We start from the raw sequence: 24,446 nt of genomic DNA, 5'->3' as shown, positions 1-24,446 counted from the left end.
GATTTGGATTTCGTCGCCGACCTTGACGATACCGCGTTCGATACGACCGGTTGCCACGGTACCGCGGCCTTCGATCGAGAACACGTCTTCGACGGCCATCAAGAACGGCTTGTCGATTTCGCGCTGCGGTTCCGGAATGTACGAATCGACCGTGTCGAGCAAGGCCGAGATGCAGGCGCTGGCCTTCGGATCGGCAGGGCTATCGTAGGCCGGCTTGGCCGAGCCGCGCGTGATCGGAATGTCGTCGCCGGGGAAGCCGTAGTGCGTGAGCAACTCGCGGAGTTCCATTTCGACGAGCTCAAGCAACTCGGCATCGTCGACAAGATCGACCTTGTTCAAGAACACGACGAGCGCCGGCACACCGACCTGGCGAGCCAACAGAATGTGCTCGCGCGTTTGCGGCATCGGACCGTCGGCAGCCGAGACGACGAGAATGGCGCCGTCCATCTGAGCGGCACCGGTGATCATGTTCTTAATAAAGTCAGCGTGGCCCGGGCAGTCGATGTGGGCATAGTGACGCTTATCGGTCTCGTATTCGACGTGACTCACGGCGATCGTGACCGTCTTCGTTTCATCGCGAACCGTACCCCCCTTGGCGATATCGGAATACGACTTCTTTTGCGCCAAACCCTTGGCGGCTTGGACGGCGAGAATCGCGCCGGTGGTCGTGGTCTTTCCGTGATCGATGTGACCGATCGTGCCGACGTTGACGTGCGGTTTCGTCCGCTCAAATGTACCCTTGGCCATTCTAACTCCCTACGATTTTAATCAAACGTTGCCAGTAACGTGAACTTTACAGAACGTGAACTTTGTAACTTGCGAACACTCCAGCGAACCGGCGTTCGCACCGATGCGATTCCGCCGCCGCAAAAACATACGCCCCAAGAGCTGCTGATGGGATTCGGACCCATGACCTCGTCCTTACCAAGGACGCACTCTACCAACTGAGCTACAGCAGCAGACGGACGCCCGGACGGGCACTCACCACCAAGCGAACCCAATAGCAAGCGACCTTCCAGAGCGGGTAGAGGGAATCGAACCCTCGCATGCTGCTTGGAAGGCAGCCGCTCTACCATTGAGCTACACCCGCAGCCGAACCAAACCAGCCGAACCAGACAACCATCAAATCAACAAACAAAAACAAACCAACCAGTGGAGAGTACTGGATTCGAACCAGTGAAGGCGTAAGCCATCAGATTTACAGTCTGACCCCTTTGACCGCTCGGGAAACTCTCCTCAACACCGACGTTCCGCGTAGACCGGCTTCCTCACGAGACCACGACGACCGTTGCGCCAACGATCACGGCCTCGCGATAATTCGAAAACCGACCTTCCCGAGAAATCAAAAAATCAAAGACACGAAAAAAATCGAAATGCTGCAACAGAGCTAGCGGTGGGAATCGAACCCGCAACCTGCTGTTTACAAAACAGCTGCTCTGCCAATTGAGCTACGCTAGCCCACTACCCCTGAAAACGACTCATGCCCGACCGTGAAAACCAGTAAATATACTAAAAGCCGCGGGGCCTGCAAGCCGTACACGGCGATAATTTTCGGCACGTAAAGTCGTCATCATTACCGACTTGTGCCCAGTCGACAAAGTTCGCGTTTTTCGCCCGACTCCCGTTCCGCGTAAATCCTCGTCAACGAAAAAAGAGGGCGTCCGTGCCGGAAAAAGACCGTAACCCCATGCGCCGTAAGCCCTGCCGAAGCAGCGGCCGACGATGCGGAGCCCACACCGGTCTTCTTCGCGACGAAAGACGTCCTCCCTAAATTGAATCCCCTCACTCGGGGAGCCACGCTGCGTTTTTATATTCGACTACCGCACCGACCAGGCATGATCTCGCCGGAACGGATGTCTTAAAAAGGTCGATGCGGTCCTTGTTTGCAAGGGCCGCATCGACGCTGTTTTTAATTCAACTCAATCGCTTTCGAGCTTACTCTTCGCCGAGTTCCGGTAGTTCGACGTGGTACTCTTCGGCCGCTTTTCGCAGTTTCGAGAGTGCCCGAGCTTCGATTTGCCGTACTCGCTCTTTGGTCACACCCATTTCGTCGCCGACCTCTTTCAAGGTCTTAGGCTCTTGGTTGTGATCCAAACCGAAGCGTTTGATGATAATCGATTGTTCGCGGTCGTCAAGATTCTCCAAAATCCGGCCGATTTGCGATTCTCGCTGGTTTTGAGCCTGTTCGAGTTCGTATTGATCGGTCCGCCGATCTTCCGCCGAACTGAACATCTCGTCGACGCTCGTCTTAAACCGATCGCGACGCTTGATCTCATCCGGAATCGTCCGAGCGAAGTTCTTCATCACGGCCCACGTGGCGTAGGTGCTGAACTTATTCCCTCGGGCATAGTCGAACTTCTCGACCGCACGAATCAACGACATGTTGCCGTCGCTCACGAGATCGAAGAAGTTTTCATGCGGACCGACATGCCGCTTAGCGATCGAGACGACAAGCCGTAGGTTGGCGCGAATCAGTCCGTTTTTCAGAGCGACCGCTTCGCCGTACAGCTTCTCGACATCGTCCATCAAGCTGCTCTTGGCCCGAGTCGGATCCAAGCCGGTGCGGAGCCTAGCAGCCTTATGCTTCAAGAAATTGAACTTCCGGAAGAGATACTGCTCTTGCTCGCGCGTCAGCAACGGTTCGTCGTAGAGCGCGGCCAAGTACGGCGGCAGCCCAGCAGGGGCTCGCGCTTTCTTGCTCGAACTCTCAACGACCGGCGGAGCGACTAGGATCTGCTTCTCGGCCCACGGCTTCGAGAACAACTCGTTGTCGATGTAGTCGAGCGGCAGCGCGCCGATCTTCTCGGCCCGCACTTCGTTGATGATCCGATAGACGCTCGTCTTCGTTCGACGATAGCGCTTGCACAGCGCATCGACCGACTCGCCCCGGCGATAATGCTGGTAGATGCTCTGCTTGTCGCCATCCGACAACGGGCCGCCGTTGTCCGGAAAAATGGCTAAATCAGGATGCTCTTCCTCAAACGCCTTGAGCGTGTAACGAATCGTCTCCGGGCTACGACCGGTCTTGCGCGACATGCGTCGCGCTACTTCGGCAGGGCCCGCGCCATGCTGCGCAAGTCGGCGTGCGCGGCGGATAATCAGTTCGCGCTCTTCGTCGGTGAGTTGGCTAAAGCGGCTGCCGCGCGCAATCCGATCTTCGTTGTCGGCGACGAAACGATCGATCGAGCTCTTGAGAAAGCCGACGCGCTTCCGACCATCGAAAACGAACCGGCGGCTCACGAGCCCTTGCTCGCGCCAGCGCTGAATCGTCTTCGTGGAGACGTTGAACTTCTCGGCCAGCTCTTCGATCGTCATCACGCTCTCGCCGGCGTCGTCGGCAGGCACTTCGGCCGCAGCCGAAACGTCTTCGACGAACAGCCGGAGATCGTGCCGAGCTTCCTCGGCCGAAACCTTCAAGTCCGGGTACTGTTCCGGCTTGAAGTCGGTGATCTTGTAGCACAGGTCGACGTAGTTGTACGACCGGCCGGAGACAAGCTCGGCGAGTAGCTTTTCAGCCCGAGCGGCTTGCTGAAGCTTCTTGTCGCGGGGCGCGAAACGAACTTGCTGATCGCGAAGTTGCCGCAGGCCCGGGTTGATGTAGCTATTGTTCATGAGAACGAACCTTCCCTCTCAGTCTCAGATGGTGTTCCCTGCGGCTCCCACCGCCCATCGAGTCGTCTGTCCCTTAAGCCTGCCGACAAGCTCGTTGCCGGCAGAGCCAGTATGCTAATCGAAGTCGTCTTTGCTGCCAAATTCCTTGCCGCAAAAGACTCTTCGCCTCGTCATTTTCCTTCCCTCCGCCTACCCGATGCAGGCGGTTTGTCTGAGGCGAGCCACCTCACACAAGTATGCGTCGTTCGTACCCTAGTCCTACGCAATAAAGTGTCCTCCGTTCAGGAAAAGTTCGGAGTTTTCCTCAAGTTTCATTCCCTAGTAACCAGCAAGAGGCATGCCGCACTTAAATGTCTCGCGGCGAGCCCCCTCTAGATGATTGCATTTCACGACCGCTTAAACCTCTTTCGATGCTTACCCAAACAGCCCGATCGCGACCAACGGCACGAATTTCATGATCGACTCAATCCCGATGCCGCACCGCGACGAAACTACGCGATAGGGATTACTCCGGTCGAGCCTGGCGCACGGCTGGTCGCTGAATAGCCACGGACGAAGGGCTTCGTCGATGTCGAACGCATTAAGAGACTGGTTGCCGAGCCTCACGCGACTCTTGCTGGTCGCCGTGGTTTGCCGTTTCCACAACGCACCGCAAGCGCAAGCCGCGCCGCCGGCATCCATCGAGCTCATCGGCTCCGTCGCGAAGGCCGACGTTTCGAAAGTCGAAGCGGTGCTCGAAATCGGGGGAGTCCTCACGCTCAAGGAAAAGAGCGGAATCAAGTCGCTCCCGACCTCCGTGGTCGCTCGCTTTGCCTACGACGAAAAACTGCTCGACGACACAGCCGATGCCCGCCGCTCGGCCCGCAACTATCGCCAGGCGGAAGCGAAGTACGTCGTCGACAAATTGACGACGGAAGCGAAGCTCGACGACGCGCGCAAACTGTTTCTCATCCGCACGACCGACGCGCAGCCCGAGATGCTCTGCCCGCTGGCGCCTCTGACGGCCGACGAACTCGACCTCGTGCAAATCCCGTTCAATAGCTTGCTCGTCGAGCAATTGCTGCCGAGTAAGGAAGTCGCGGTCGGCGATGCTTGGACGCATACCGACCGCTTCATCGCCGGCCTATTGAACCTCGACGCCGTCAGCCAAACAACGGTCGCCAGCGTACTCACCGAGATCGACGACACGTCGGCCCGCATCGAACTCAAAGGAGTCGTGCAAGGGGCGATCGACGGAGTCGCGACCGAAATCGAGATCACGGGACGTTATAAATTCGACCGCGCGCAGAAGCGCGTCACTTGGCTCGCGGTGTTGATGAAAGAGAAGCGTTCGATCGGCCACGTCGAGCCCGGCCTCGAAGTGCAATCGCGCTTGCAGATGGTCATCGCTCCGACGACCGAGCCCGAAGCTTTGAACAACGACAATCTCGAGGAGGTCGTCGCGGGCCCGACCGCCGATGCTCTCCGCATTCGCTACTCTTCAAGCGATAAGCTGTTTGCGTTCGATCACGATCGTCGCTGGCATGTCATGGCCGATCGGGCCAATGTCTTATCGCTGCGCATGGTCGATCGGGGCGAGCTCGTCGCGCAGTGCAACGTCACGTCGGTCGTGCTTCCCGACGCGACCCGTCGGCCGACCCTCGCGCAGTTTCAAGCCGATGTCCGTCGCTCGCTCGATAAGCATTTCGGCCAGTTCACGCAAGTCACCGAAGCGGAAAACTCGCTCGGCCACACCGTCTTCCGAGCCGAAGCGACCGGCGAAGTCGAAGAACTGGCGATCACTTGGATCTACTACCTCGTGCAAGACGCGCACGGGCGGCAAACGGTTTTCGCATTCACTTGCGAGCAACCGATGCTCGAGCGCATGGCCGGCGCCGACGAAGAGATCATATCGACATTGCAGTTCGCCGCGCCGGTCAACACCGCAGCGCAACCGACCCCGGCCTCGAACTTGAAGTGATCCCGAGCCCTGCTCCCATGGGAGATAAGGGTTAACGGTTTCTAGCGAATCCCGTCTTGCCTAACGGTCAGGCCCGGGATGGGGAACTCGTCGTTCTCGGCGACCGTTTCCAGAATCGCGCCGAGCGCGTCGTCGCGCGTCGGAGCTTGGCCTTCTTCGTCGGCATTCATCTGTCGCCGCAACCGATCGAGCAAGGCCGCATGGTGGAGCGATAGGGTCACGACGACGGGCCGATTGTGCCACGTCTCTTCATCGCCGGGTACTTCTTGCGACTGCGGATAGCGGCGACGCAGTTCGGCTTCGTTGGGCGCGGCGACGGTGAGGCGCACGTAATCCGGCCCGATCTCCGAAACGGTCACCATGACCCCTTCGGCGATCATCAGCGTTTGGCCGATTTTTCGCGATAAAACCAACATGCGCACCGCTCCTGGGCAAATCCGCCTGGACGAGTCGCATTAGTATAGAGGACTCTCCCCCGAAGAGACAACCGTTTCCCGTCGTTTCCGGATCGGATGGGTTCGTGAAATCGCAATCGAATGTCGGCATCGGTTGGGGTGCTTCTCTGCTCGTGTTCGTGCGCCCGCATGGCTTCGCCGGCGTTGTCTCGCAGGCCGCGAATCTCGCTGTTTCGTGCCGCCTCGATCGCTTGTGGCGCGCCCAGGGTTGCATTAGCATAGTGCTTCGCCTTCCGACGAATCCCCACCTGTCCGTTCCTCTTCCTCCTTCGAACTACCCGCCATGTCTCAAGCTCCCGCCGGCGGCGCGTCGCGCCTGACTAGCACCCAGTGGCTCATCTGCACGATCGCGGCGATCGGCTTTGCCTTCGACATCTACGAACTCCTGATGTTGCCGCTCATCGCACGACCGGCGCTGATGGAACTCGGCAACATCCAGCCCGGTTCGCCGGCGTTTACGAAGTGGATCGGCTTGCTGTTTTATGTTCCGGCCGTCGCGGGAGGGATCTTCGGTCTGCTCGGCGGCTATCTTACCGATCGCCTCGGTCGCCGCGCCGTGCTCACTTGGAGCATCTTGCTGTATGCCTTCGCGGCGTTCGCCGCCGGCTTTTCGACCAGCTTGTATATGCTGTTGTTCTTCCGCTGTTTGGTCTTCATCGGCGTCTGCGTGGAGTTCGTCGCCGCCGTGGCTTGGTTGGCCGAGTTGTTCGAAGACCCGCACCAGCGGGAAAAGGTCCTCGGCTTCACGCAAGCGTTCTCCTCGATCGGCGGCTTGCTCGTCGCCGTCGCCAACGGGCTCGCCGTCGCTTGGGCCGTCAACACGCAGTACGACTTTCTCTTCGGCATCAAGTTTCCGGCGATGCAATTGCCCGCGATTCAGCTTCCCGAATTCCTGACGGGCACGCTCGGGCAAATCAAAGATTCGCATGCCCCCTGGCGCTATACGCTCATGTCGGGCTTGATTCCCGCGATTCCGCTGATTCTCATTCGGCCGTTCTTGCCGGAGTCGCCGTCGTGGAAGCGGAAGCGCGAAGCCGGCACGATGCGCCGCCCGAGCATCGCCGAACTCTTCTCGCCGCAACTCAAGCGGACCACGCTGATCACGACGCTCATGTTCACCTGCAGCTTCGCAGCCGCGTTCGGTGCGATTCAGCAACTTCCGCAGATCATCCCCGGCATTCCGGAAGTGCAAGAAAAGGTCAAAGCCGCGGTAGAGAAGGACTTCCCGGAAGAGAAGAAGAAAGCTCTCATCGCCGAAATCAGGGCGAAATATAAAAGCGAAGCGGAACTATCGCCGGAAGAAAAAATCAAACGAGACGATGAAATCAAGAGGGCCGTCATCGGAGCGACGAAGAAGATCTCCAATCCGATCGAACAATCCGCCGCTTCGCATGCTACGAAGATTCAAGAATTCGGCGGGCTCTTCGGCCGCTTCGCCTTGGCGGGCTTGGCGCTCTTCATTACCAGCCGACGTAAATTGCTACGCGTGTTCCTCATTCCGGGCATCATCGCCATGCCGATCATCTTCGCTTACGCCGGCACGACGAGCTTGAACTATCTGCACATCGGCATCTTCATCGCCGGCTTGCTCACCGTCGGGCAGTTCAGCTTTTGGGGCAACTACTTGCCGCGCGTCTATCCGGTGCATCTCCGGGGTACGGGCGAAAGCTTCGCCGCGAACATGGGTGGTCGACTCATCGGCACGAGCTTCGCCGCCGTGACGACGACGCTCGCCGCGATGCTCGTCGCCCCTGGTCCGAACGGCAGCCCGCCGAATCCGATCGCGGTCGCGCACATGACCGCCTACGTCGCGGCCGGCGTGGCGTTGACGGTCTACGTCGTCAACTACATCGCTTCGTTCTGGTTGCCGGAGCCGAAGGAAGGGGAGTTCGACGAGTAGTTCGCTGCGTCGAATGCGGCGACGACGTTCGCCCAAGTGATTTCGTCTGCGGTCGGTGATCGAGTTCAAGGAAATTCGCCATGGCGCTCGACACTCGGAAGCCCGCTCCCTCTCAGGTGCCGGTCGTTGAACCAGCTGCGGCGCATACCGCGCGCGGCGCTTGGATGGCCCTCGCCGCCGCGCTCTTGGGTTGGTTGTTCGACGGCGCCGAGATGGGTGTCTTCTCGCTCGTCGGGCGTTCCGCCGTGCAAGATATGCTCGGCATCGTCGGTCAGCCGACGCCCGTGCAAGAAGGGGAGATCGGCTTTCTCTTCGGCGTCATCATCGCCGTGTTCTTGGTCGGCGCGGCAACCGGCGGCGTCCTCTTCGGCTGGCTCGGCGATCGAATCGGCCGCGTCCGCGCGATGAGCCTCAGCGTGCTCACGTATGCCATCTTCACCGGCCTTTGCGGCTTCGCTCAAACGCCCGAGCAGCTTGGCGCGCTGCGCTTCGTCGCTTCGCTCGGTATGGGAGGCGAATGGGCGCTCGGCGTTGCGCTTGTGATGGAAGTTTGGCCGAATCGTTCGCGCGCCTTGATGGCCGGACTCATCGGCGCGGCGGCCAACTGCGGTTACTTGCTCGTCGGTGTGATCGGCATCGGGCTCAACAGCATCCTAGCTGAGTTCCAAGTCTTACTCACCGACATCGGTCTGTCCGAAGCGACGGTGAATATGCTCGTCGCCAATAAAGGCTGGCGGCTGATGATGATCTCGGGCACGTTGCCCGCTCTGCTCACGTTCTTCTTTCGAATCTTCGTTCCCGAGTCGCACAAGTGGGAAGCGGAGCAGGGGAAAGGGAACACGTCGAACTGGGCGACCATCGATCTCTTAGGCGTTTTCGTCGGCGCGCTTGGGCCGTGCTTGATCGTCTACGTGTGGGCCTCGAAATCGCTGCCGCCGGAATCCATCACCGCGATCCGCATCGGCGGCACCGTCGTCGGGCTCGCGATTGCCGTGCTGGGTTACACCTATCCGGTATTCCGCTATCTCCAGCGCACGGTCGCCGACGGCCGCGCAGACGCACCGACGAGCCCTTGGCCGACGATTCGCAAAATGCTCCTCGGGGCCTGCATCAGCGGCGTCGCCCTTTTGGGAACTTGGGGCTCGACGCAATGGGCCTCGACCTGGGCCGGTCAGCTCACGCAGGCCGATCCGGTTCTCTCGGCCTCGCATCCGCGCGAATGGACCTTGATCTCGCTCTCGCTCGGCGCGATCGTCGGCACGATCGCCGCGGCGATGTGCGGCGACTGGCTCGGCCGACGCCTGACCTATTGCTTGATGTGCGTCCTGTCGCTCGCCGGCGTGCTCATCTTCTATCAGACTCATAACAAGTACGACTCGTCGTTCCTCTTCTGGGCCTTCATCCTCGGCACCACGACGGCTTCATTCTACGGCTGGCTCCCGCTCTACTTGCCGGAACTCTTCGCGACGAAAGTGCGCGCGACAGGACAAGGCTTCGCGTTCAACTTCGGCCGAATTCTCGCCGCGATCGGCGGCTTGCAGATCAGCGCGCTGTTGCGATTGCCGTTCTTCGCCGACACCGAGACCTGGGCGAAGGTCAAAGGAGGCTATCCGGTCGGCTGCAGTTGGATCAGCGTCGTCTATATCCTCGGCCTAGCGATCATCTGGCTCGCCCCGGAAACAAAGGGGAAGCCGCTGCCGGAGTGATCTTCTTTCAGTACGAGTCGACGATGGAATCGCACCTGCGCCGCGTGCTTAATGCGCATAGAACGAATAGTTCGGTGAATTGCAGCTACGTCAAGGCAGTCTAAAGTAGCAGGCACGTTCCACGTGCCGTAGCCACGATGGAGTCGAAACGACCGAGTCAGACACCATCGCCCAACGACGCATGTGGCGGACGGCACGTGGAACGTGCCTGCTACTTTGGCGTCGCCACCCGAGCAAACCAAGAACGACGAACCAAGAACCGAATCCCTACATCCCGCAAGAGTCGATGATGTTCGCGATCTCGGTTTTCAGATTCCTGCGCGAGACGATCCGATCCAAGAACCCGTGCTCCAGTAGGAACTCGCTCGTTTGGAATCCCTTGGGAAGTTCTATGCGGAGCGTCGCTTGGATCGTGCGGGGGCCGGCGAAGCCGATCAGGGCTTTCGGCTCGGCGATCACGAAGTCGCCGAGCGAGGCGAAGCTGGCCGCTACGCCCCCCATCGTCGGGTTCGTGAGCACGGAGATGAAGAGCCCGCCGGCCTGGTCGTAGCGGGCCAGGGCCGCCGAGACCTTCGCCATTTGCATGAGCGAAAGAATTCCTTCGTGCATCCGAGCCCCGCCGCCGGAGCCGCTCACGATGATCAGCGGCAGCTTCTCGGCCGTGGCCCGTTCGCAGAGTCGGGTCAGCTTCTCGCCTACCACGGAGCCCATGCTCCCCATGATAAAGGCCGAGTCGGTGACGCCGACGGCGCAGCGCCGCGCGCGGATCATGCCGGTCCCCGTGACGGCGGCATCGCGAAGGCCGGTCCGCGCTTGTTCGCTTTTGATCCGGTCGACGTACGGTTTGCTATCGACGAAGCCGAGCGGATCGAGCGACGTCAGGTCGGCGTCCCATTCCTCGAACGTCCCGTCGTCGAGCAACTGGCGCAAGCGTTCCTGCGCGCCGACGGTCCAGTGGTAGTCGCACTCCGGGCAGACTCCTAAAAGCTGTTCGGCTTGGCTGCGGAAAATCGTGGCTTTGCAGCCGGGGCAACGCTTCCAAAGCCCCTCGGGCACCCCACGCTTCGCGCGCGGCTTGCCGACTTCTTCCACGGTCGCTTCCACAGGGGCGACTTCCGATTCGTTACCGGTCGACATGCGTCGTGATTCCTCGATAGGCATTGTTGTCGATGACCGGCGTCGCGATCTGCTCGGCCTTCACGACCGGCGGCGCGATCGCGGCGGGAATGCCGTGGGGCTTCCCCTTCGCGTCGCCGGCGACGGCGATCAGGCCCCAGCGGCCATGTTCGCAGGTGGCGCGCCAGAGATCGCCGAGCTCCGATTGCCCCAAATACTCCCGCACCAAGCTCGCCAAAGGCTCCGGCACGACGAGCCCGAAGATATCGTCTTTATGCTTCTTCAGCACCTTCGCCAGGGCCGATTCCATTCGTTGCCGGGCATGGTCGATCGTTTCCCCTTCGGGCGGACAGACGCTTTCCGGCTGGTCTTGCCACTGGCGATAGACGCGCGGCTGCTTCTGCTTCACTTCGTCGATCAAGAGCCCCTGCCAGAGGCCATGGTCGAGGTTTTTGAGGTTTTCGAGCTTCTTCACCTTCACGCCGAGCGCTTTGCCGATGGTTTCGGCAGTCTGCACGGCCGACGAACAGCAGGAGGTATAGATCACCTCGATCCCCAAATCCTGCAGTTCGCGACTCACGCGCTGCACCTCTTCGCGACCTTCGTCGCAGAGAGGAATATCGAGGTCGCCGTGGATTCGGCCTTGAAGCTCGTAATCCGTGGCGCCGGGAAGAATCAGTACGACTTGAGACATAGTGCCTAAAGAGACCAGTGCCTTAAAATGACCCGCTGCCGGCCCGAGCGCATTGCGCAAGCCGGCGGCAAACCGAGGGGAAACACGCCGGGAGAGGCCCGGTGCAGGTGAAAGACGCATTTGCCGGTGAGCTTCGTCGTCGACGGCCCGCCGTGATCATGTGCAAACAGCCCTTATGGGGACAGCTCGCAAAACGTGTGATGTTATAGAAGAATCGAACTTCTTAGATCGCTGGTCGAAGGCCGCTAGCGGCAGGCTCCGAGCAAGATCGTCAAAGCAAGTTATTCTACCACCGCCGGGCCGACGCGTCTGCGCGTCCACCCTCGGCGCCGCAACTCATTGGAAGATAGAGACTTACCCTATAAACGCCCGTTTCCTTACAGGCCTGCGAGCGGCTGTGATCGCTGCGGGGAGCCTTCGGACAGGCCTACTCGCTGAGCTTCTTTAGGCGCGTCGTCTTGCTTAAGGCCCAGATTCCGACGACGGCGAGGTACGTCCAGGCCGCGGTTTCGCGGCACACGAGGCCGACCCACAGATCCGGATGCATACTCCGGGCCGATTGCACGAACGTCAGCCCGACCCAAATGGTCAGCAGCGCCGAGGCGGTCATTCGCAGATCGTCGCGCCAGACCGAAATGCCGTGCTGCTCCAATTGCCACATCAGCACCAAGTGCCCTGCGACGATTCCGACCGTATATCCGGCGATGAACCCTTCGAGGCCCGCCCAATAGAACCCGACCGTCGCGGCCACGGCGACGACGAGCACCTTCGCCAAGTTGTAAAGTGCCAAGACACGGGTCTCGCCGATCGCCTGCGGCACCCGTTCTAAGGTCGCACTCAGCATCATCGTCCAGACGCACGGGGCCAGCAGTTGCGCGATCCGGCCGGCTGCCGCATAGCGCTCGTCGTACATCAAGGCGAAGAACGTCTCCGCTTCCAGCACCACGCCGGCAATGAAGAACAGCCCCAACGACGTCAAGATCTCGCGGGCTGCCGAGAGCCGCTCGCGCAACTGCTCGAGCGACTTGCGCGCATAGCGGGCCAACAGCGGATAAAGCACCGAGCCGTTCAAGGCCTGCAAGAGCATCGTCGGCAACATCGCGATCGCCAGCGCCACGCTATAGACGCCGAGCAGTTCCTTCGAGATCAGCCGCCCGAGCAACAGTCGATCGACTTGCATCGCGCAAAACGTAATCATCGTGCTCACAAGCACCCAGCGACCGAACTGAAACAGCGCGTCGAACGCCGGCCGATCCCAAGCGGGCCGATTGCGATAACCGGGAATAAGCAGATGGCTGCCGATCAGCTTCGTCAGCTCGCTGGCGGCCAGTCCCGCGACCATGGCCCACGCTCCGGCATAGACCTGCGATGCGTAGAGGCACATCGTCGCTACGCCGATGATTTGCGACGACAGTTCGAGGATCGTCAATCGTCCGAGGAGCAAATGGCGGCGCGAAGTGAAGATCGCCGTCGAAGTCAGACCGTTGATCAAGGAACAAGCGGCGGCGGCCGGCAGAAGCGTCAGCAGTCGCGGTTCTTCATACAGGATCGACGCCGGCCACGCGAGCAAGCACGCGACCACGAACATGAACCAGCCGCGCACGACCTGCACGCTCCAAGCCGTGTTGTAGAACCGGGGCTCGTCGCCGCGCCGATGCTGCACGATCGCGGCTTCGATGCCGACGTCGGAGAACATCGCAAGCCCGAGCGTGAGGATGTTGACCAGCGCCATAATGCCGAACGCTTCCGGCAACACCAATCGCGAAACGAGGATGTTGCCGACCAAGCGAATCACTTGCCCGGTGCCGTAACCCGCGATCGTCCAGAGCGACCCGCTGACGACGCGCCGGCCCGATGCCGATTCCTGCTGCGTCAGCGCCGGAACCACGGCATTCACGCGCTCGGCCTGCAAATGCAGTTCGGCCAGCGCCGACGAAGCGTGCGGCACGCCGTCGATCAGAGGAGTCGCGATTTCGGTCGCAGGAGCCATGTCGAAAGATCTGCCGGGGAAGGGTTATCGAGTCTGTTCGATCAGTCGGGCCAAACGTGCGGCTTCGGTCGAAGCGTGATGCCGCTCCGAGGTTCGTCGCGCACCATCGGCTCCCATCAAGGCCAGTTCTTCGACGGACGCCGCGAGCACTTCGCGCATCGCCTCGACCAGCGGTTCGATCGCGCCGGCCGGTACGAGCCAGCCGTTGATGCCCGGTTCGACGAGTTCCGGAATCCCGGCCACGTAGGTACTCACGACCGGTCGATGCAGCGCCAAGGCTTCCATAATCACGACGGGCAAGCCTTCAGCGAAGCTCGGCAACACAAGCGCTCGCGAAGCGAGCAGCGCCTCGCGCACTTCGGCGCCGCTTTTCCAGCCCAACAGGCGCACAAAATTTTCCAAGCCGAATTCGGCGATCTTCGCTTCGAGGCCACTTCGCAACGGCCCGTCGCCGATCACGTCGATCTGAAACGTGAGCCCTTCGCGCTTCAGCCGAGCCGCGGCATCCACGAGCATCGGCAAGCCCTTTTGCTCATGCAGTCGGGCCACGCACACGAGTCGCGCTGCGGCAGCCGGCGGCGTCGGTGCCACGTCGTGGAACTGCGCGTCGACCCCGCACCTCACGACTTGAATCTTCGCCCAATGCTCATACGAGCACTGTCGATAAAGCTGGCTCCGGCCATATTCGCTGATCGCAACCACGAACGCCGAGCGCTCGATCTTCTCGCCGAGATGCAAAAACTCCGGCTTATCGAACTCCTCTGGCCCATGCACGGTGAAGCTGTAGGCAGGCCCTCCCAACTCGCGGCACAGCATCGCCACCGAAGTCGAGTTGGTGCCGAAATGGGCATGCACATGCTCGATGCCGCCGGCTTGCAACAGCTTTCGCAAGACGCACGCTTCGGCGAAGTACACCAAGTTCAATAAGCGTCCGCGGTCGGAGCGCTTTCCCAAACGGATTGCGAGCTTCAGCGCCCGCACGAACACGCGCGGCGATGCAACGAACACTTGCAGCACGGCCGCGAGCATCCGCAGCACGCCGACATCCAAGAGCGCCGTCGTTCGGTTCCGCTCGGCGCGGTCTTGTTCGTCGACGAGCTTTCCCGCATAGCTGCGCACGGTGAAGCGTCGGACCTCGTAGCCCTGGTCTTCGAGCGCCCGAATCTCGCGACGAATAAAACTATGGCTCGGCTGTGGGTACTGATTCACCAAGTACGCCACGCGCGTGCGCCTCGCGCTCACGCGCTCGGCGTCGACATCGCACGCTTCCGTAGCGGCGACCGACGGCGACAAGTCTTCCTCCAGCGCTTCAGCAACGTGGCTCATGCCGCGGCCCCTTTATATTCGATCAGTCGTGTTCGCCGGCGCAAGAGCCGATTTCCCCAATACTGCAACTGCCCGACGAGGCCCGGAAACTTTCCGAGCGTAGTGAACGCGGCATAGCGCGCGGCATCGGCCTGCGATAGTCCGCGCCGACGACAATGCCGATACACGCGCCCATGTCCGGCCCTTACGGTTCGCTTCCACCACTGGCCGAGCCGCGTCATGGCGGCGTCGTGCCAAGTCATCTCGGCCGCGAGTCGATGAATCGTCCACCCATGCCGACGCATCCGCACGCACATCTCCGGCTCTTCGCCGGCGATGAGCGAGTCATCGAAGCCGCCGACTTCGACGAACGCCACGACCCGCATCAGCGCATCGCCGCCGCAAGCCGAGGCCTCGCCGACCGGCGTGTCCCATTCGATATCGCACAGCCGATTGAACACCGAAGCCTCGGGCCGGCGCTCGCGTCGACGTCCGCACACGACCGCCCAACGGGGCTGCCCCTCGAACGCCGCAATCGCATCCGCGAGCCAACCGGAACGGACTTCGCAATCGCCGTCGACGAACTGCACGAACTCAACCGCAGGCAACACCTGCCGCAAGCGCTCGAAGCCGGCGTTGCGGGCCCGAGCCGCGGTGAAGGGGAGAGCGAGGTCGAGTTCGACGACCTCGGCACCCAACGAGCGCGCGAGCGCGACGCTGCCGTCGGTCGAACCGGAATCGACATACACGACCGCGCCGGCACGGCCGACGAGCGAGCGCAAACAGGTGCGCAGCCGCTCCCCTTCGTTGCGGCCGATCGCGACGACTCCGATTCGATCTTGAGAAATCATGGCAGCTCGATACGAAAACGGAAGAAAGCGTTAGGCCTGTTCGGCGCGGTGCTGTGTCGAAGTATGCAAGTGCAACGGCCCGGTAGCGCGATCGGTTCGGACCCACACGGTTTGTCGCCGCAAGAGGAAGGAGAAGTAAATCGGCAGCTTGCCGCAGACGTAGTAAGGCACGGCCGTCAACAACGCCGCCAGCGTGGTTTCGCCGTTGAAGCGGAAGTGGGCGATCAACACACTCGCCAACAGCAGGCAACCCGAGCCGAGCGCGACGAGCGCCGCCACGGCGTTCGTGCCGCAAGCGATGCCGAGCAACGATGCCCCGAGCGCACCGCACCAAGCGACGACCAAGAGCGACAGCGGCGGCACAGCCAAATCCATTGCCGCGCCGAGCAACACTGCCCGACGTTGCCGCAGGCCGGCCCAGAACAGCCGCGGCGCGCGATGCAGCAAGGTCTGCAAATGGCCGTGTTCCCAACGAGTCCGTTGCGCGATCGAAGCACCATGCTGATTCGGCAACGGGGCCACGACTTCGGCTTCGACGCAGAATGTCGGCACGTAGCCTGCCAAGAGCAGATCGAACGACAGTTGCATGTCTTCGACGAGATTGCCGCTCGAAAGCTCGACGTGTTCCAGCACTGCGCGTGGGAACGCCATACCCGACCCGGTCAGGATGCAGGAGCCGCCGAGCGAGGTCACCCCTTGCTGTCGCACCAAGTTTTTCATCATCACCGCAAACCGGCTCACGATGTCGCGCGGCGTCGGCCTCGCCAGGCACGTCATCCGGTAGTGAGCTTGCACCGGGCCGCGGCGTTCATCGGCCGTGCGCGCCAGTAAGTCGAGCGCTCCGGGACCGAGTGTGCAATCGGCATCGACGATCACGACCACTTCGCGCGCATTCTGCTTGGAGACCCGCAGCCCATGGTCGAGCGCATACCCTTTGCCCCGCCGGACGGTATCGTGCCGTTCGGCCACTTCCGCTCCGGCGCGGCGCGCGATCGCAGCCGTGGAGTCGCTGCAATTATCGGCGACGACGAGGATCCGATCGCCGGGCAAGATTTGCGCGGCCACCGAACGAAGCGTGGCCTCTAAGACATCCTCTTCATTGTGGGCCGGGATCAAAACATCGACGCTCGGCCGGCGGGCCGTCGCCGTGCGCTTGCCGAGCGGGCGAAGCGCCGCGCAGCACTCGACGAACAAGACCACGATCGGTATTGCCGTGAGCAGCACGTTCGCCAGCAGCAAGTATTCGAAGATTTCGAGCATGAAGATCGCTATCGCAGAGAAAAACTTTAGACGGTGACTACGCCGAGCATCGGGGCATGCAGCAGGATCAGATTTTCGATCGTCTGCTCGGCCACCTTGGAAACGACTCCATCGACCCCGCTGACGAACAACATCGAGTTCACGCGGGCCGCCAAGAGCTCCAAGTCGACCGATCGATCGATCGCCGGACTCAGAAATAGGATCGTCGAATAACGGGCCCGGCACTCGATCAAGAGATCGCTCATTCGGCGCCCGGCGAAGGCTTCGATCGGGAGCGGGATTTCGCCGGCGAGTAAACAATCGAACAGCGCCCCGCGGCGAATCACTTCGCCCGGTGCCAACTCGCGCGACGACAGCAGCTCCGCCAGCCCCGCGGTGGTGCGAGCCGGCAGCGTCGTCCCTGCACGCAGACGTGGTTCGTCCGGCGTAGTCGAAGCCGAGCGGTTCATCCATTCCGTAAACACGGTCTCGTCGCCGACGACCCGTTCGGAGAGGACGCCCAGCAAGCGCTGTCGCGCCGATGGGTCGATCGCCGCTTCGATCAGCAACACTTTTTCATTGCGGCGCCCCAGGCATTCCGCCAGATCGATCGTGAACGCAAGCGGTGGCTCCACACGATCGACGCGTGCCAGCAAGACCACGTTCGACGAATCGGTCGCCGTCTGCTGGATGCGGAGTGCCGTCGTACGCACGAGCTCCGCCGGATCGGCTTCTCCGAACGTCGGCGCAGTGATCGTCGGCAACGTCGCCAACACGGCCGAGCGAGACCGCTTCCGGCGCCGTGCCGCGGCTAGATCCCACAACAAGATCGGCGCCGACAACGCGACGAAAATGCAGACCAGCGTCGAGCTGAAAAGCTTTTTCTTGTTCGACGAGACCGGATCCAGCGAAGGAATCGCCGGCTGCACGACGATCAAGTCGAGATACGGGGCAGTCGCCAATTCTTGATAGCCACCGGCCGATAAATCGCTGCGCTGCGCTTCGGCATAGCCGGCCGTCACTTCGCGCTGCAACTCCGAGGCTTGCTTGCGCAGGCCGTTGAGGCGTTCCGCTTCGGCCCGTCGCTGCTCGAGATAGGCTCTCGTGCGCGGCGCGATCGGCGGATTCGAGACCGAGGCACCGTTCGCTTTCGAGCCCCCTGCTTGCGCTTCATCCTCTTCGCGCATCCGAGTCGAAAGTGCTTTCTCCAACTCATCGATACGCTGCTTACGAACCCGCAACGTTTCGCCGTCTTGCGATTGCAAGACGCGAAACTCGGCTTCGACCCGACGGTATTCGGCATCGCTGATGTAGCGCTTTTCATGCAGCCGGGTCGCGCGTTCGAATTCGTTCTTCTTCAAATCCAACTGCGCGGAGCGCGACAGTTCGTCCCGCTCCCGGGTCAGCTGTTCTTGCAACAACGTCTTCTTGCGCTGCAGCACTTCCTCCGGGTTGAACTCCGTCGGGCGTTCAGTTTCGAGAGCCGTTTCGATCGTGGCGATGTCGTCGTGAATCCGCTCCAGATCATCGTCGACGCTGATGATGATCCCGTTCGCGGCGTTGAAGCGCGCGAGCGCGGCAGCCGCTTCGTCGGCCTTCTGTTTCGCAACGACGGAGTGCTTACTTTGCGAAAGGTAGATTTGCTCGACGGTCCGGCGCCGCAATTCTCCGGCCTGTTCGATGATCGCCCCGATCAAACGATTCAGCATCGCCTCGGTCCGCTTCGGATCGCCGCCGCGCATCGTGAATTGCAGGGTCGTCGAGCCGCCGAGGATCTCGACTTGCACGGAGTCGGCGATCGGCTTCAGCGGCGGCGGGAGTTGAAAATCCTTCGCCACGGCCGCCAATACCGGCTGCGATTTCGCCAGCGCTGCGATCGATTGCACGTCGGGCTGTTGATAGTGCGGCGCGCCGAGCGACGAGCGGTTGTACAACAGCGCAGCGATGCTCGTATAGCTTTGCGCCGCATACTTCTGCGCCGCCACGCCGGCCACGGTGAACGCGATCGCCCCGGCGACGACCAGCAGCCACCAGCGGCGACGAAAGAACTGTTGCAGGTGATTTTCTTCGTAAACTTCAGCCATGATAACTCCGGTCGTTAGATGGACCGTGCTCGTGATCGAAAAGAAACATCTAAGCTTTCCCCCACTGCGGATAACCGGGCACCAGTCGGCGCGGAGGAGTCGCCGGTGAAATGAGTTCCAGCGGGCTCGTCGCGGCGGCGGCTGCAGCGGCGCTCGAAGCATCGGCATACGTCGGCACGCTGCGGCTCATGCGCATGCCGCCGGCCATGCCGATGACGACCAGCAGCACGAACCGCACATCGGACGGGAGCCACACGGTCGACAGAATCAACGTCAAGGCGACGATCGCCCCGGCCGTCGCCGCCGAGAGATGCGGCATCGGATTGCGTGGATCATGCGCGGCCGAAGCGGCGTGATAAATTCCCAGGAAGCAGAGCAGCAGAAACGACCCGATGCCGACGTAGCCGTTTTGCAGCGCGAATTGCAGGTAGTGGTTATCGATCGAAGAAAACATCTGCCGGAGATGATCTTCGACGTAAGGAATGGTCGTCGATCCGGAGCGGAGCCCGATGCTGCCGTAGCCGAACCAATCGGCGTTTCGCAGCGCCTCGCCGTAAACTTGCATCTGCAAGATGCGATGGTTCGTGCCGCTATATTGCACATATTCGCCGCCGACTTGGATCGTCATGGTCGACTTCTCGCCCGACCAAGCTTGGAGCAGTTCCAAAAGGGGGCCGGGCATCGCCACCACCACGGCAATGCCGATCGCCAACGGGGCCAGCACGACCAAGCGGAGCTTCGGCACCAAAACGACCACGGTCGTAATCAAGACGATCACGATGCCGATCTGCGGCCCTCGCGACATCGACGAGTAAGCCCCTGCGGCGGTGACCCAGGGCATCCACCGCCACCACTTCGGCCCCAGGCCGAGCCTCGCTTGCCGTGCCGCTTCCAGCGCCAACGGAAAGAGCAGCACCATCTGCAAGCCGAAGAAGATCGGATGCGAGAGGGGGCCTTCGGCCCGTTTCATACCCCAGCGTAAATCGGTTTGTCCTTGCAGCGAGCCGCCGTGGCCGAGCACCGCGTTGACGATGTTGACGCGCGTCACCGATTCGAGCACCGACCACGCCGAGAGAACGGCGCACGTCATCACGATCGCGGGCAGCAATTGCTTGCCGTCTTGGAAAGAGCGCCACGCAATCCGACCGAGCACGTAAGGGACCAGCCATTGCATCGCCGTGTCGACGAACGTCGTCATCGTCGGCTCGGTCGAGAGCAGCTCGGAAGTGATCTGCACGGCTATCAGCACCACGATCACGAAGTCGGTAGCGAGCGGAAAATAACTCAGCCGCTGCTGGCGACACAGGACGCACACGATCCCGGCGAGGGCGAAGGCCATGCGCAGATCGAGAATCACGGCGCCGACTTCGACGATGAGCCAAATCGGAATCAGCAACGTCGCGACCAACGTCGCCACGGCCGCTGCGCGCGGTCCGCGCAGCAGCGCAGTTGCGATGATGGCGGCCGCGCCGATGAGGAACAACGTGATGAACATTTCAGCCCTAAACCCCGCTCTTAGTGCGCGCAGCGCCGGCGGCGCGCAATAGAATCTGCTTCAGTAGTTTAGGTCAGTTGCGCAGGGCGTGACGTTGCGTGGTTTTCCAAGTTTGCCGCCGCGGCACTAAATGCGGTGCTCCGCGCGGAAGAACCGTCCGATTCCGCACAACCGCACCCGCCGGCAATCGTCAATAGGAGCCGGACAACCGGCACAATCGATACAAGCTGCCTAATTTTCCGAACCGGCACGGTCGATAAATCAACCGTTCGTATCGTTCGATCAGTCTCGCACTGCGCGCAGTTTCGTTTTCATGTCGCCACGACCTCGACAACCCGTGTCACGACTCGTCGCTTACGCGACGCTCGGCACGTTCGTCGGCACGTCCCTCTTCTGCGCGACGATATTACTGCGCACCGCCTCCAACTCGATCTGGCCGCTCGCAGGAGATGACGGGAAATTGCTCGACGCGGTTTCGCCGGCAACGCTGAGCGCGATCGTCGCGCAAAAATCGCCGCCGACCGGCTCGAATAAGTCGACGAAAGCGGAACTCGAGCCGGCTCCGGCGAAGCTCACGGGAACGATCGTCGGCACGCAGCCGCTGCGGTTCACACAACTTGATGCGCCCGCTGCTCCAGCACCGACTCTTACTGTGCCGACTCTTCCTGCGCCGCCTCACTCAACGACCATCCAGCAAGCCACGCTGCTTCCTGCCGGCGATAGCGCTCCGGCACTCGCGCTCCCGGTGAACGTCGAAGAGAACGTCGGCCCTACGATCAGCGGCCCTACGATCGGCCTTCCAGTTCCTCATGCTCCGTCGTTCGCCCCGTCGTTCACAACCTCGGAAGCGCTCCCGCCGAGCGCCGTGATCTCGGCTCCGGTTCCGCTCCCCGCCAACGTCGATTTCGGCCGGCTCGATACTGCCGTGCCGCAAGCCACCCACCCGCCGACGGCCCAGCTCACGCAACCGCAACTGCCGCCGAGTCCGTGGAGCCGGTTCGTCGCTTCGTTCGGCAGCGGCCATTTCACCGAGCAAGGGACGATCTCGCTCGCCGATGTGCGCACGATGGCGCTGCGCAACAACAAAGATATCGCCGTGCTCGGGCACCTCCCGCAAATCGCCACGGCGACCGCAGGGCTCGAAGCCGCGATTTTCGATCCCGTCCTCACGATCAACCCGCTCGGCGGCCGCTACAATCGCCAAGTCGCTACGCAGGTGCAATCTCTCGGCAACACCACCTCGAACGTCCTCAAGACGGGCTTCTTGCTCCCCGGTTCGAGCTTGAACCAAGTCTACGTGGAGAAGCTCTACTCGACCGGCGGGCGCGTCCAAGTCGGCATCGGTCAGAATCAGGTGAACTACTCGCCGGCCGGCAGCTTCGTGCTCGTCAATCCGGCCTGGCAGTCGTCGATCAACTTAATCTTGGAGCAACCGCTGTTTCGAGGGCGGGGCCCGAATTGGAACGAAGCTCCGCTTCGCATCGCGCAAGCCAATCAATCGCAATCGCGGCACACGTTCGAAGCGACCGTCAATCAAGTGTTGCGCGATGCCGAATTCGCCTACTGGGACGCTTACGCCGCTTATCAAGACCACGAAGTCCGTCGCATGGCGGCGGCGCAAGCGCTGGAAACGGTCGAGCGCGAGCGCGGCCGATTGCGGCTCGGCGAAGGTTCCGTGCCCGACGTTGCACAAGCCGAAGAACAAGCCGAGTCGTTCCAGATCGCACAAGCCGAAGCGGAGAATCGCTTGATCAATGCCCAGCGCACATTGCGCCGCATCATGGGCATACCTCCGGACGATCCGCGGCCGATCATCCCGGCGACTCCCGCCTCCGACGCACCACTCGTCGTCGGTTGGGAACAAGCCGCCTCGCAAGCGATGTCGCGCCCGGAGTTCGGAGCGCAACGAGCGATCGTCGAAGCGGCCGAGATCGAAGTCTGCCGACGTCGCAACGGCCTACTCCCCGATATCTCCGTCCGCGCGATCTACTCCATCACGGGCCTCGACAACCATTGGGACGGAGCCTGGAGCTACGTCGGCACCGGCGGCTACAACGACTGGACCGTCGGCGCGGTTTACAAACAACCGATTGGCCGGCGCGCCGACAACTCGCTCGCGCAGCGCGCCGCGGCGACGTTGAGCCTTGAATCGGCCCGCCTCCGACAGCTCGAGCATGAAGTTCTGCATCAGCTCGATGCTGCCTGCCGCAACGTCGCGGCCGCCGAACGGCTGCTCTCGATGCATCGTCGTCGGCGTGAAGCGGCGGCCATCCAACTCGAAGCCCGCCGCGAACTCTATCTGGAAAATCGGGCACAGCTACGCGACGAGCTCGACGCCGAAGTGCGCTACGCCTCGGCCGTGCTCGATGAATCGATTGCGCGCGTGAACTACCAGCGCTCGCTCACCGATTGGAACTATGCCCGGGGTGCGATCGCGTCAGAAGATATCGTCGTCGCGCGCTAGTGCTCGACGCAGCGACTTCTGCTTCTCGACCTGACTCCGCTCAGCAAGTCGCCCCGGCAAGACAGGTTTCGCTCGCCACGTCTGCGCAGTCGCGCAGATGCTCGATGCGGCGAGCAAACGTCGCTTCGAAAGTATGATCTTGCGCGAAGTCCCACGCCTTGAGCGCGAGCTTGGCTAAGGTGTCGCGATCGGCATGCAGTCGGGCCGTCGAAGAAGCGAGCAGCTTATAGTCGTCGAGATCGACTTGCCGGCCGCAGCCCGAGAGATTCAGCAACCCGCTCCAGGCTTCATTGGCATAACCGACGATCGGCACTCCGCACGCCAGCGTTTCCAAGTAGGTGCAGGAAGGGTCTCCTTGCCGATGCGGGCAGATGAAGAGATCGATCTCGTCTTGCAACAGGGGCATGAGTCGCGTCTTGAAATCAAGACAACCGCGGAAGCGAACCTGGGCGTAGAGATCGAGCTTGTTGACCTGCGCGCGGAGATCGTCTTCCAAGTTCCCCGCACCGCAAATATCGAGCGTGAAAGGAACCCCCAACCGACGCAGCTCCGCAGCGAAGCGCGGCAAATGGTCGGCCCCCTTCATGCCGATCAGCCGACCGGAGAAGACCAACCTGAGCGGCTCGCCGCTCATGAGATGCGCGAGTCGGCGTTCCAAGCGTTCTTGATCGGGCAGCATCTCGTAAGTGGTGCGCGTGTCGAAATAGAGCATCGCGTCTTCGTTGAGCTCGCGGTACTCCAAATAAGTCGGCAGGCCGTTGCATTGCACGCCGGTCGCGCTGCGCACGCTCCGCCGGTTCGCCGCTTCTTGGCTTCGCTCCCACCAATTGCGCCGCCAGCGAACCAAGGCATTCGAGCCCTCGGCCGCGATGATCTGCCGGCGCGTCTTCAACGTGTATTCCGTCGTCACGACGAACGGCGTGGCGCTGTTGCGGCAGAGCGCCGCTAAGTGATTCTGTCGATAGTCGGTTCCGCCGAGCACGACTGCCGATTCGGCGACGATCGACGCCAGCCGCTTATCGCGAAACGACATGACTTCGAGCCCGAAGTCGAGCACCGCCGGAACTACGGCGACATTGTCGAGATTATCGGAAAGTTCGGTCGTCGGTTCGATCACGGCCGTGACCGGCCCGTGCCATTGCTTGGCGTACTCGTTCATCCCGTCGACGAACTTCTGCGTCACGATCACCCGCCCGTCGCTTTCGACGACGGCTTGCAACGACGGCAGCACGACCAAGCGTTTGCGATGTGACATAGCGGACGTTCCGGCAAGATCGAAAGAAGGGGTCTGGGCGCTACAACCGTTGCCATCGCTATCGTCGTCGTGTGGTGTTCCACGGGCCTCCGACAGCGCGCAATTCAAGTGTCGTACTCTTGGGGAAACATAGCTGTTTTTTACCGATCAGGCGGAAAAACATAGTAGATATCTGTTAGGCGATATCGGTTCTGAGGATCAACACGAGCGCGCGGCGGAGTTCCGCGCTTCGGGTTCGATTCTCCGTCTCTCGATTTCGCCGGCCGTCGTCGCTGCGCACCCGGGTTCGCTTCGCGCCGACGGAGAATCCCACACATCGA

General features: G+C 61.5%; 16 protein-coding genes and 4 tRNA genes. 4 read left to right on the top strand and 16 right to left on the bottom strand.

From position 1 onward, the window contains the following. From K8U03_18625 to K8U03_18600, 6 genes are all read right to left on the bottom strand, one after another. The coding region (locus tag K8U03_18625) for a GTP-binding protein (protein ID MCE9606903.1) at positions 1-747 on the bottom strand (747 nt) is incomplete at its 3' end. A 139-nt stretch (positions 748-886) separates the two neighbouring features. Continuing rightward, a tRNA-Thr gene (locus K8U03_18620) sits at positions 887-959 on the bottom strand. Between the two features lie 60 nt (positions 960-1,019). After that, positions 1,020-1,090: transfer RNA gene (locus tag K8U03_18615), tRNA-Gly, on the bottom strand. 63 nt (positions 1,091-1,153) lie between these two features. Then, positions 1,154-1,236: transfer RNA gene (locus K8U03_18610), tRNA-Tyr, on the bottom strand. Between the two features lie 149 nt (positions 1,237-1,385). Then, positions 1,386-1,458 (bottom strand) — tRNA-Thr (locus K8U03_18605). Between the two features lie 477 nt (positions 1,459-1,935). Next, the gene (locus K8U03_18600) at positions 1,936-3,612 is read right to left on the bottom strand and encodes a sigma-70 family RNA polymerase sigma factor (protein MCE9606902.1); all 1,677 of its coding nucleotides are present in this window, start codon (positions 3,610-3,612) and stop codon (positions 1,936-1,938) included. Between the two features lie 568 nt (positions 3,613-4,180). Between K8U03_18600 and K8U03_18595 the strand changes: the two genes are divergently transcribed. Beyond that, the gene (locus K8U03_18595; GenBank protein MCE9606901.1) at positions 4,181-5,572 is read left to right on the top strand and encodes a hypothetical protein; all 1,392 of its coding nucleotides are present in this window, start codon (positions 4,181-4,183) and stop codon (positions 5,570-5,572) included. A 41-nt stretch (positions 5,573-5,613) separates the two neighbouring features. Here the strand turns inward: K8U03_18595 and K8U03_18590 are convergent, their stop codons facing one another. Further along, positions 5,614-5,988, bottom strand: a complete 375-nt coding sequence (locus tag K8U03_18590) for a carbon storage regulator (GenBank protein MCE9606900.1) — start codon at positions 5,986-5,988, stop codon at positions 5,614-5,616. 322 nt (positions 5,989-6,310) lie between these two features. Here K8U03_18590 and K8U03_18585 point away from each other — a divergent pair, with 322 nt between their 5' ends. Both K8U03_18585 and K8U03_18580 read left to right on the top strand, forming a co-directional pair. Further along, the gene (locus tag K8U03_18585; GenBank protein MCE9606899.1) at positions 6,311-7,927 is read left to right on the top strand and encodes an MFS transporter; all 1,617 of its coding nucleotides are present in this window, start codon (positions 6,311-6,313) and stop codon (positions 7,925-7,927) included. A 164-nt stretch (positions 7,928-8,091) separates the two neighbouring features. Further along, a complete protein-coding gene (locus K8U03_18580; GenBank protein MCE9606898.1) occupies positions 8,092-9,633 on the top strand; it encodes an MFS transporter in 1,542 nt (513 codons plus the stop codon). Positions 9,634-9,900: 267 nt separating this feature from the next. On the opposite strand, the gene accD is transcribed toward K8U03_18580, so the two are convergent. The 8 genes from accD to K8U03_18540 form a co-directional block, all read right to left on the bottom strand. Further along, positions 9,901-10,770 carry an acetyl-CoA carboxylase, carboxyltransferase subunit beta gene (gene accD / locus K8U03_18575; GenBank protein ID MCE9606897.1) on the bottom strand — a complete coding sequence of 290 codons (870 nt, stop codon included), beginning with the start codon at positions 10,768-10,770 and terminating at the stop codon, positions 9,901-9,903. Next, positions 10,757-11,443, bottom strand: a complete 687-nt coding sequence (locus K8U03_18570; GenBank protein ID MCE9606896.1) for a histidine phosphatase family protein — start codon at positions 11,441-11,443, stop codon at positions 10,757-10,759. Before K8U03_18570 ends, accD begins: the two co-directional genes overlap by 14 nt. Before the next feature lie 427 nt (positions 11,444-11,870). Then, the gene (locus K8U03_18565; protein MCE9606895.1) at positions 11,871-13,433 is read right to left on the bottom strand and encodes an oligosaccharide flippase family protein; all 1,563 of its coding nucleotides are present in this window, start codon (positions 13,431-13,433) and stop codon (positions 11,871-11,873) included. Positions 13,434-13,457: 24 nt separating this feature from the next. After that, the gene (locus K8U03_18560) at positions 13,458-14,759 is read right to left on the bottom strand and encodes a glycosyltransferase family 4 protein (protein ID MCE9606894.1); all 1,302 of its coding nucleotides are present in this window, start codon (positions 14,757-14,759) and stop codon (positions 13,458-13,460) included. Then, a complete protein-coding gene (locus K8U03_18555; protein ID MCE9606893.1) occupies positions 14,756-15,589 on the bottom strand; it encodes a glycosyltransferase in 834 nt (277 codons plus the stop codon). Before K8U03_18555 ends, K8U03_18560 begins: the two co-directional genes overlap by 4 nt. A gap of 30 nt (positions 15,590-15,619) precedes the next feature. Continuing rightward, complete coding sequence (locus tag K8U03_18550; GenBank protein MCE9606892.1) at positions 15,620-16,849, bottom strand: glycosyltransferase family 2 protein; 1,230 nt, start codon at positions 16,847-16,849, stop codon at positions 15,620-15,622. Between the two features lie 26 nt (positions 16,850-16,875). Then, the gene (locus K8U03_18545; protein MCE9606891.1) at positions 16,876-18,912 is read right to left on the bottom strand and encodes a hypothetical protein; all 2,037 of its coding nucleotides are present in this window, start codon (positions 18,910-18,912) and stop codon (positions 16,876-16,878) included. Between the two features lie 49 nt (positions 18,913-18,961). Continuing rightward, positions 18,962-20,407, bottom strand: a complete 1,446-nt coding sequence (locus K8U03_18540) for an O-antigen ligase family protein (protein ID MCE9606890.1) — start codon at positions 20,405-20,407, stop codon at positions 18,962-18,964. Positions 20,408-20,744: 337 nt separating this feature from the next. Between K8U03_18540 and K8U03_18535 the strand changes: the two genes are divergently transcribed. Further along, positions 20,745-22,871: a TolC family protein gene (locus K8U03_18535; GenBank protein MCE9606889.1), complete on the top strand. Its 2,127-nt coding sequence runs from the start codon at positions 20,745-20,747 to the stop codon at positions 22,869-22,871. 40 nt (positions 22,872-22,911) lie between these two features. Here the strand turns inward: K8U03_18535 and K8U03_18530 are convergent, their stop codons facing one another. Further along, on the bottom strand, positions 22,912-24,126 hold the full coding sequence (locus K8U03_18530; GenBank protein MCE9606888.1) for a glycosyltransferase: 1,215 nt from the start codon (positions 24,124-24,126) through the stop codon (positions 22,912-22,914). Positions 24,127-24,446: the final 320 nt, after the last annotated feature.

The sequence above is a fragment of the Planctomycetia bacterium genome (genome assembly GCA_021413845.1).
In the GTDB taxonomy this organism is placed as follows: domain Bacteria; phylum Planctomycetota; class Planctomycetia; order Pirellulales; family PNKZ01; genus PNKZ01.
Note: the sequence above shows the minus strand (reverse complement) of the source record. Positions and strands in the feature narration are given on the sequence as shown.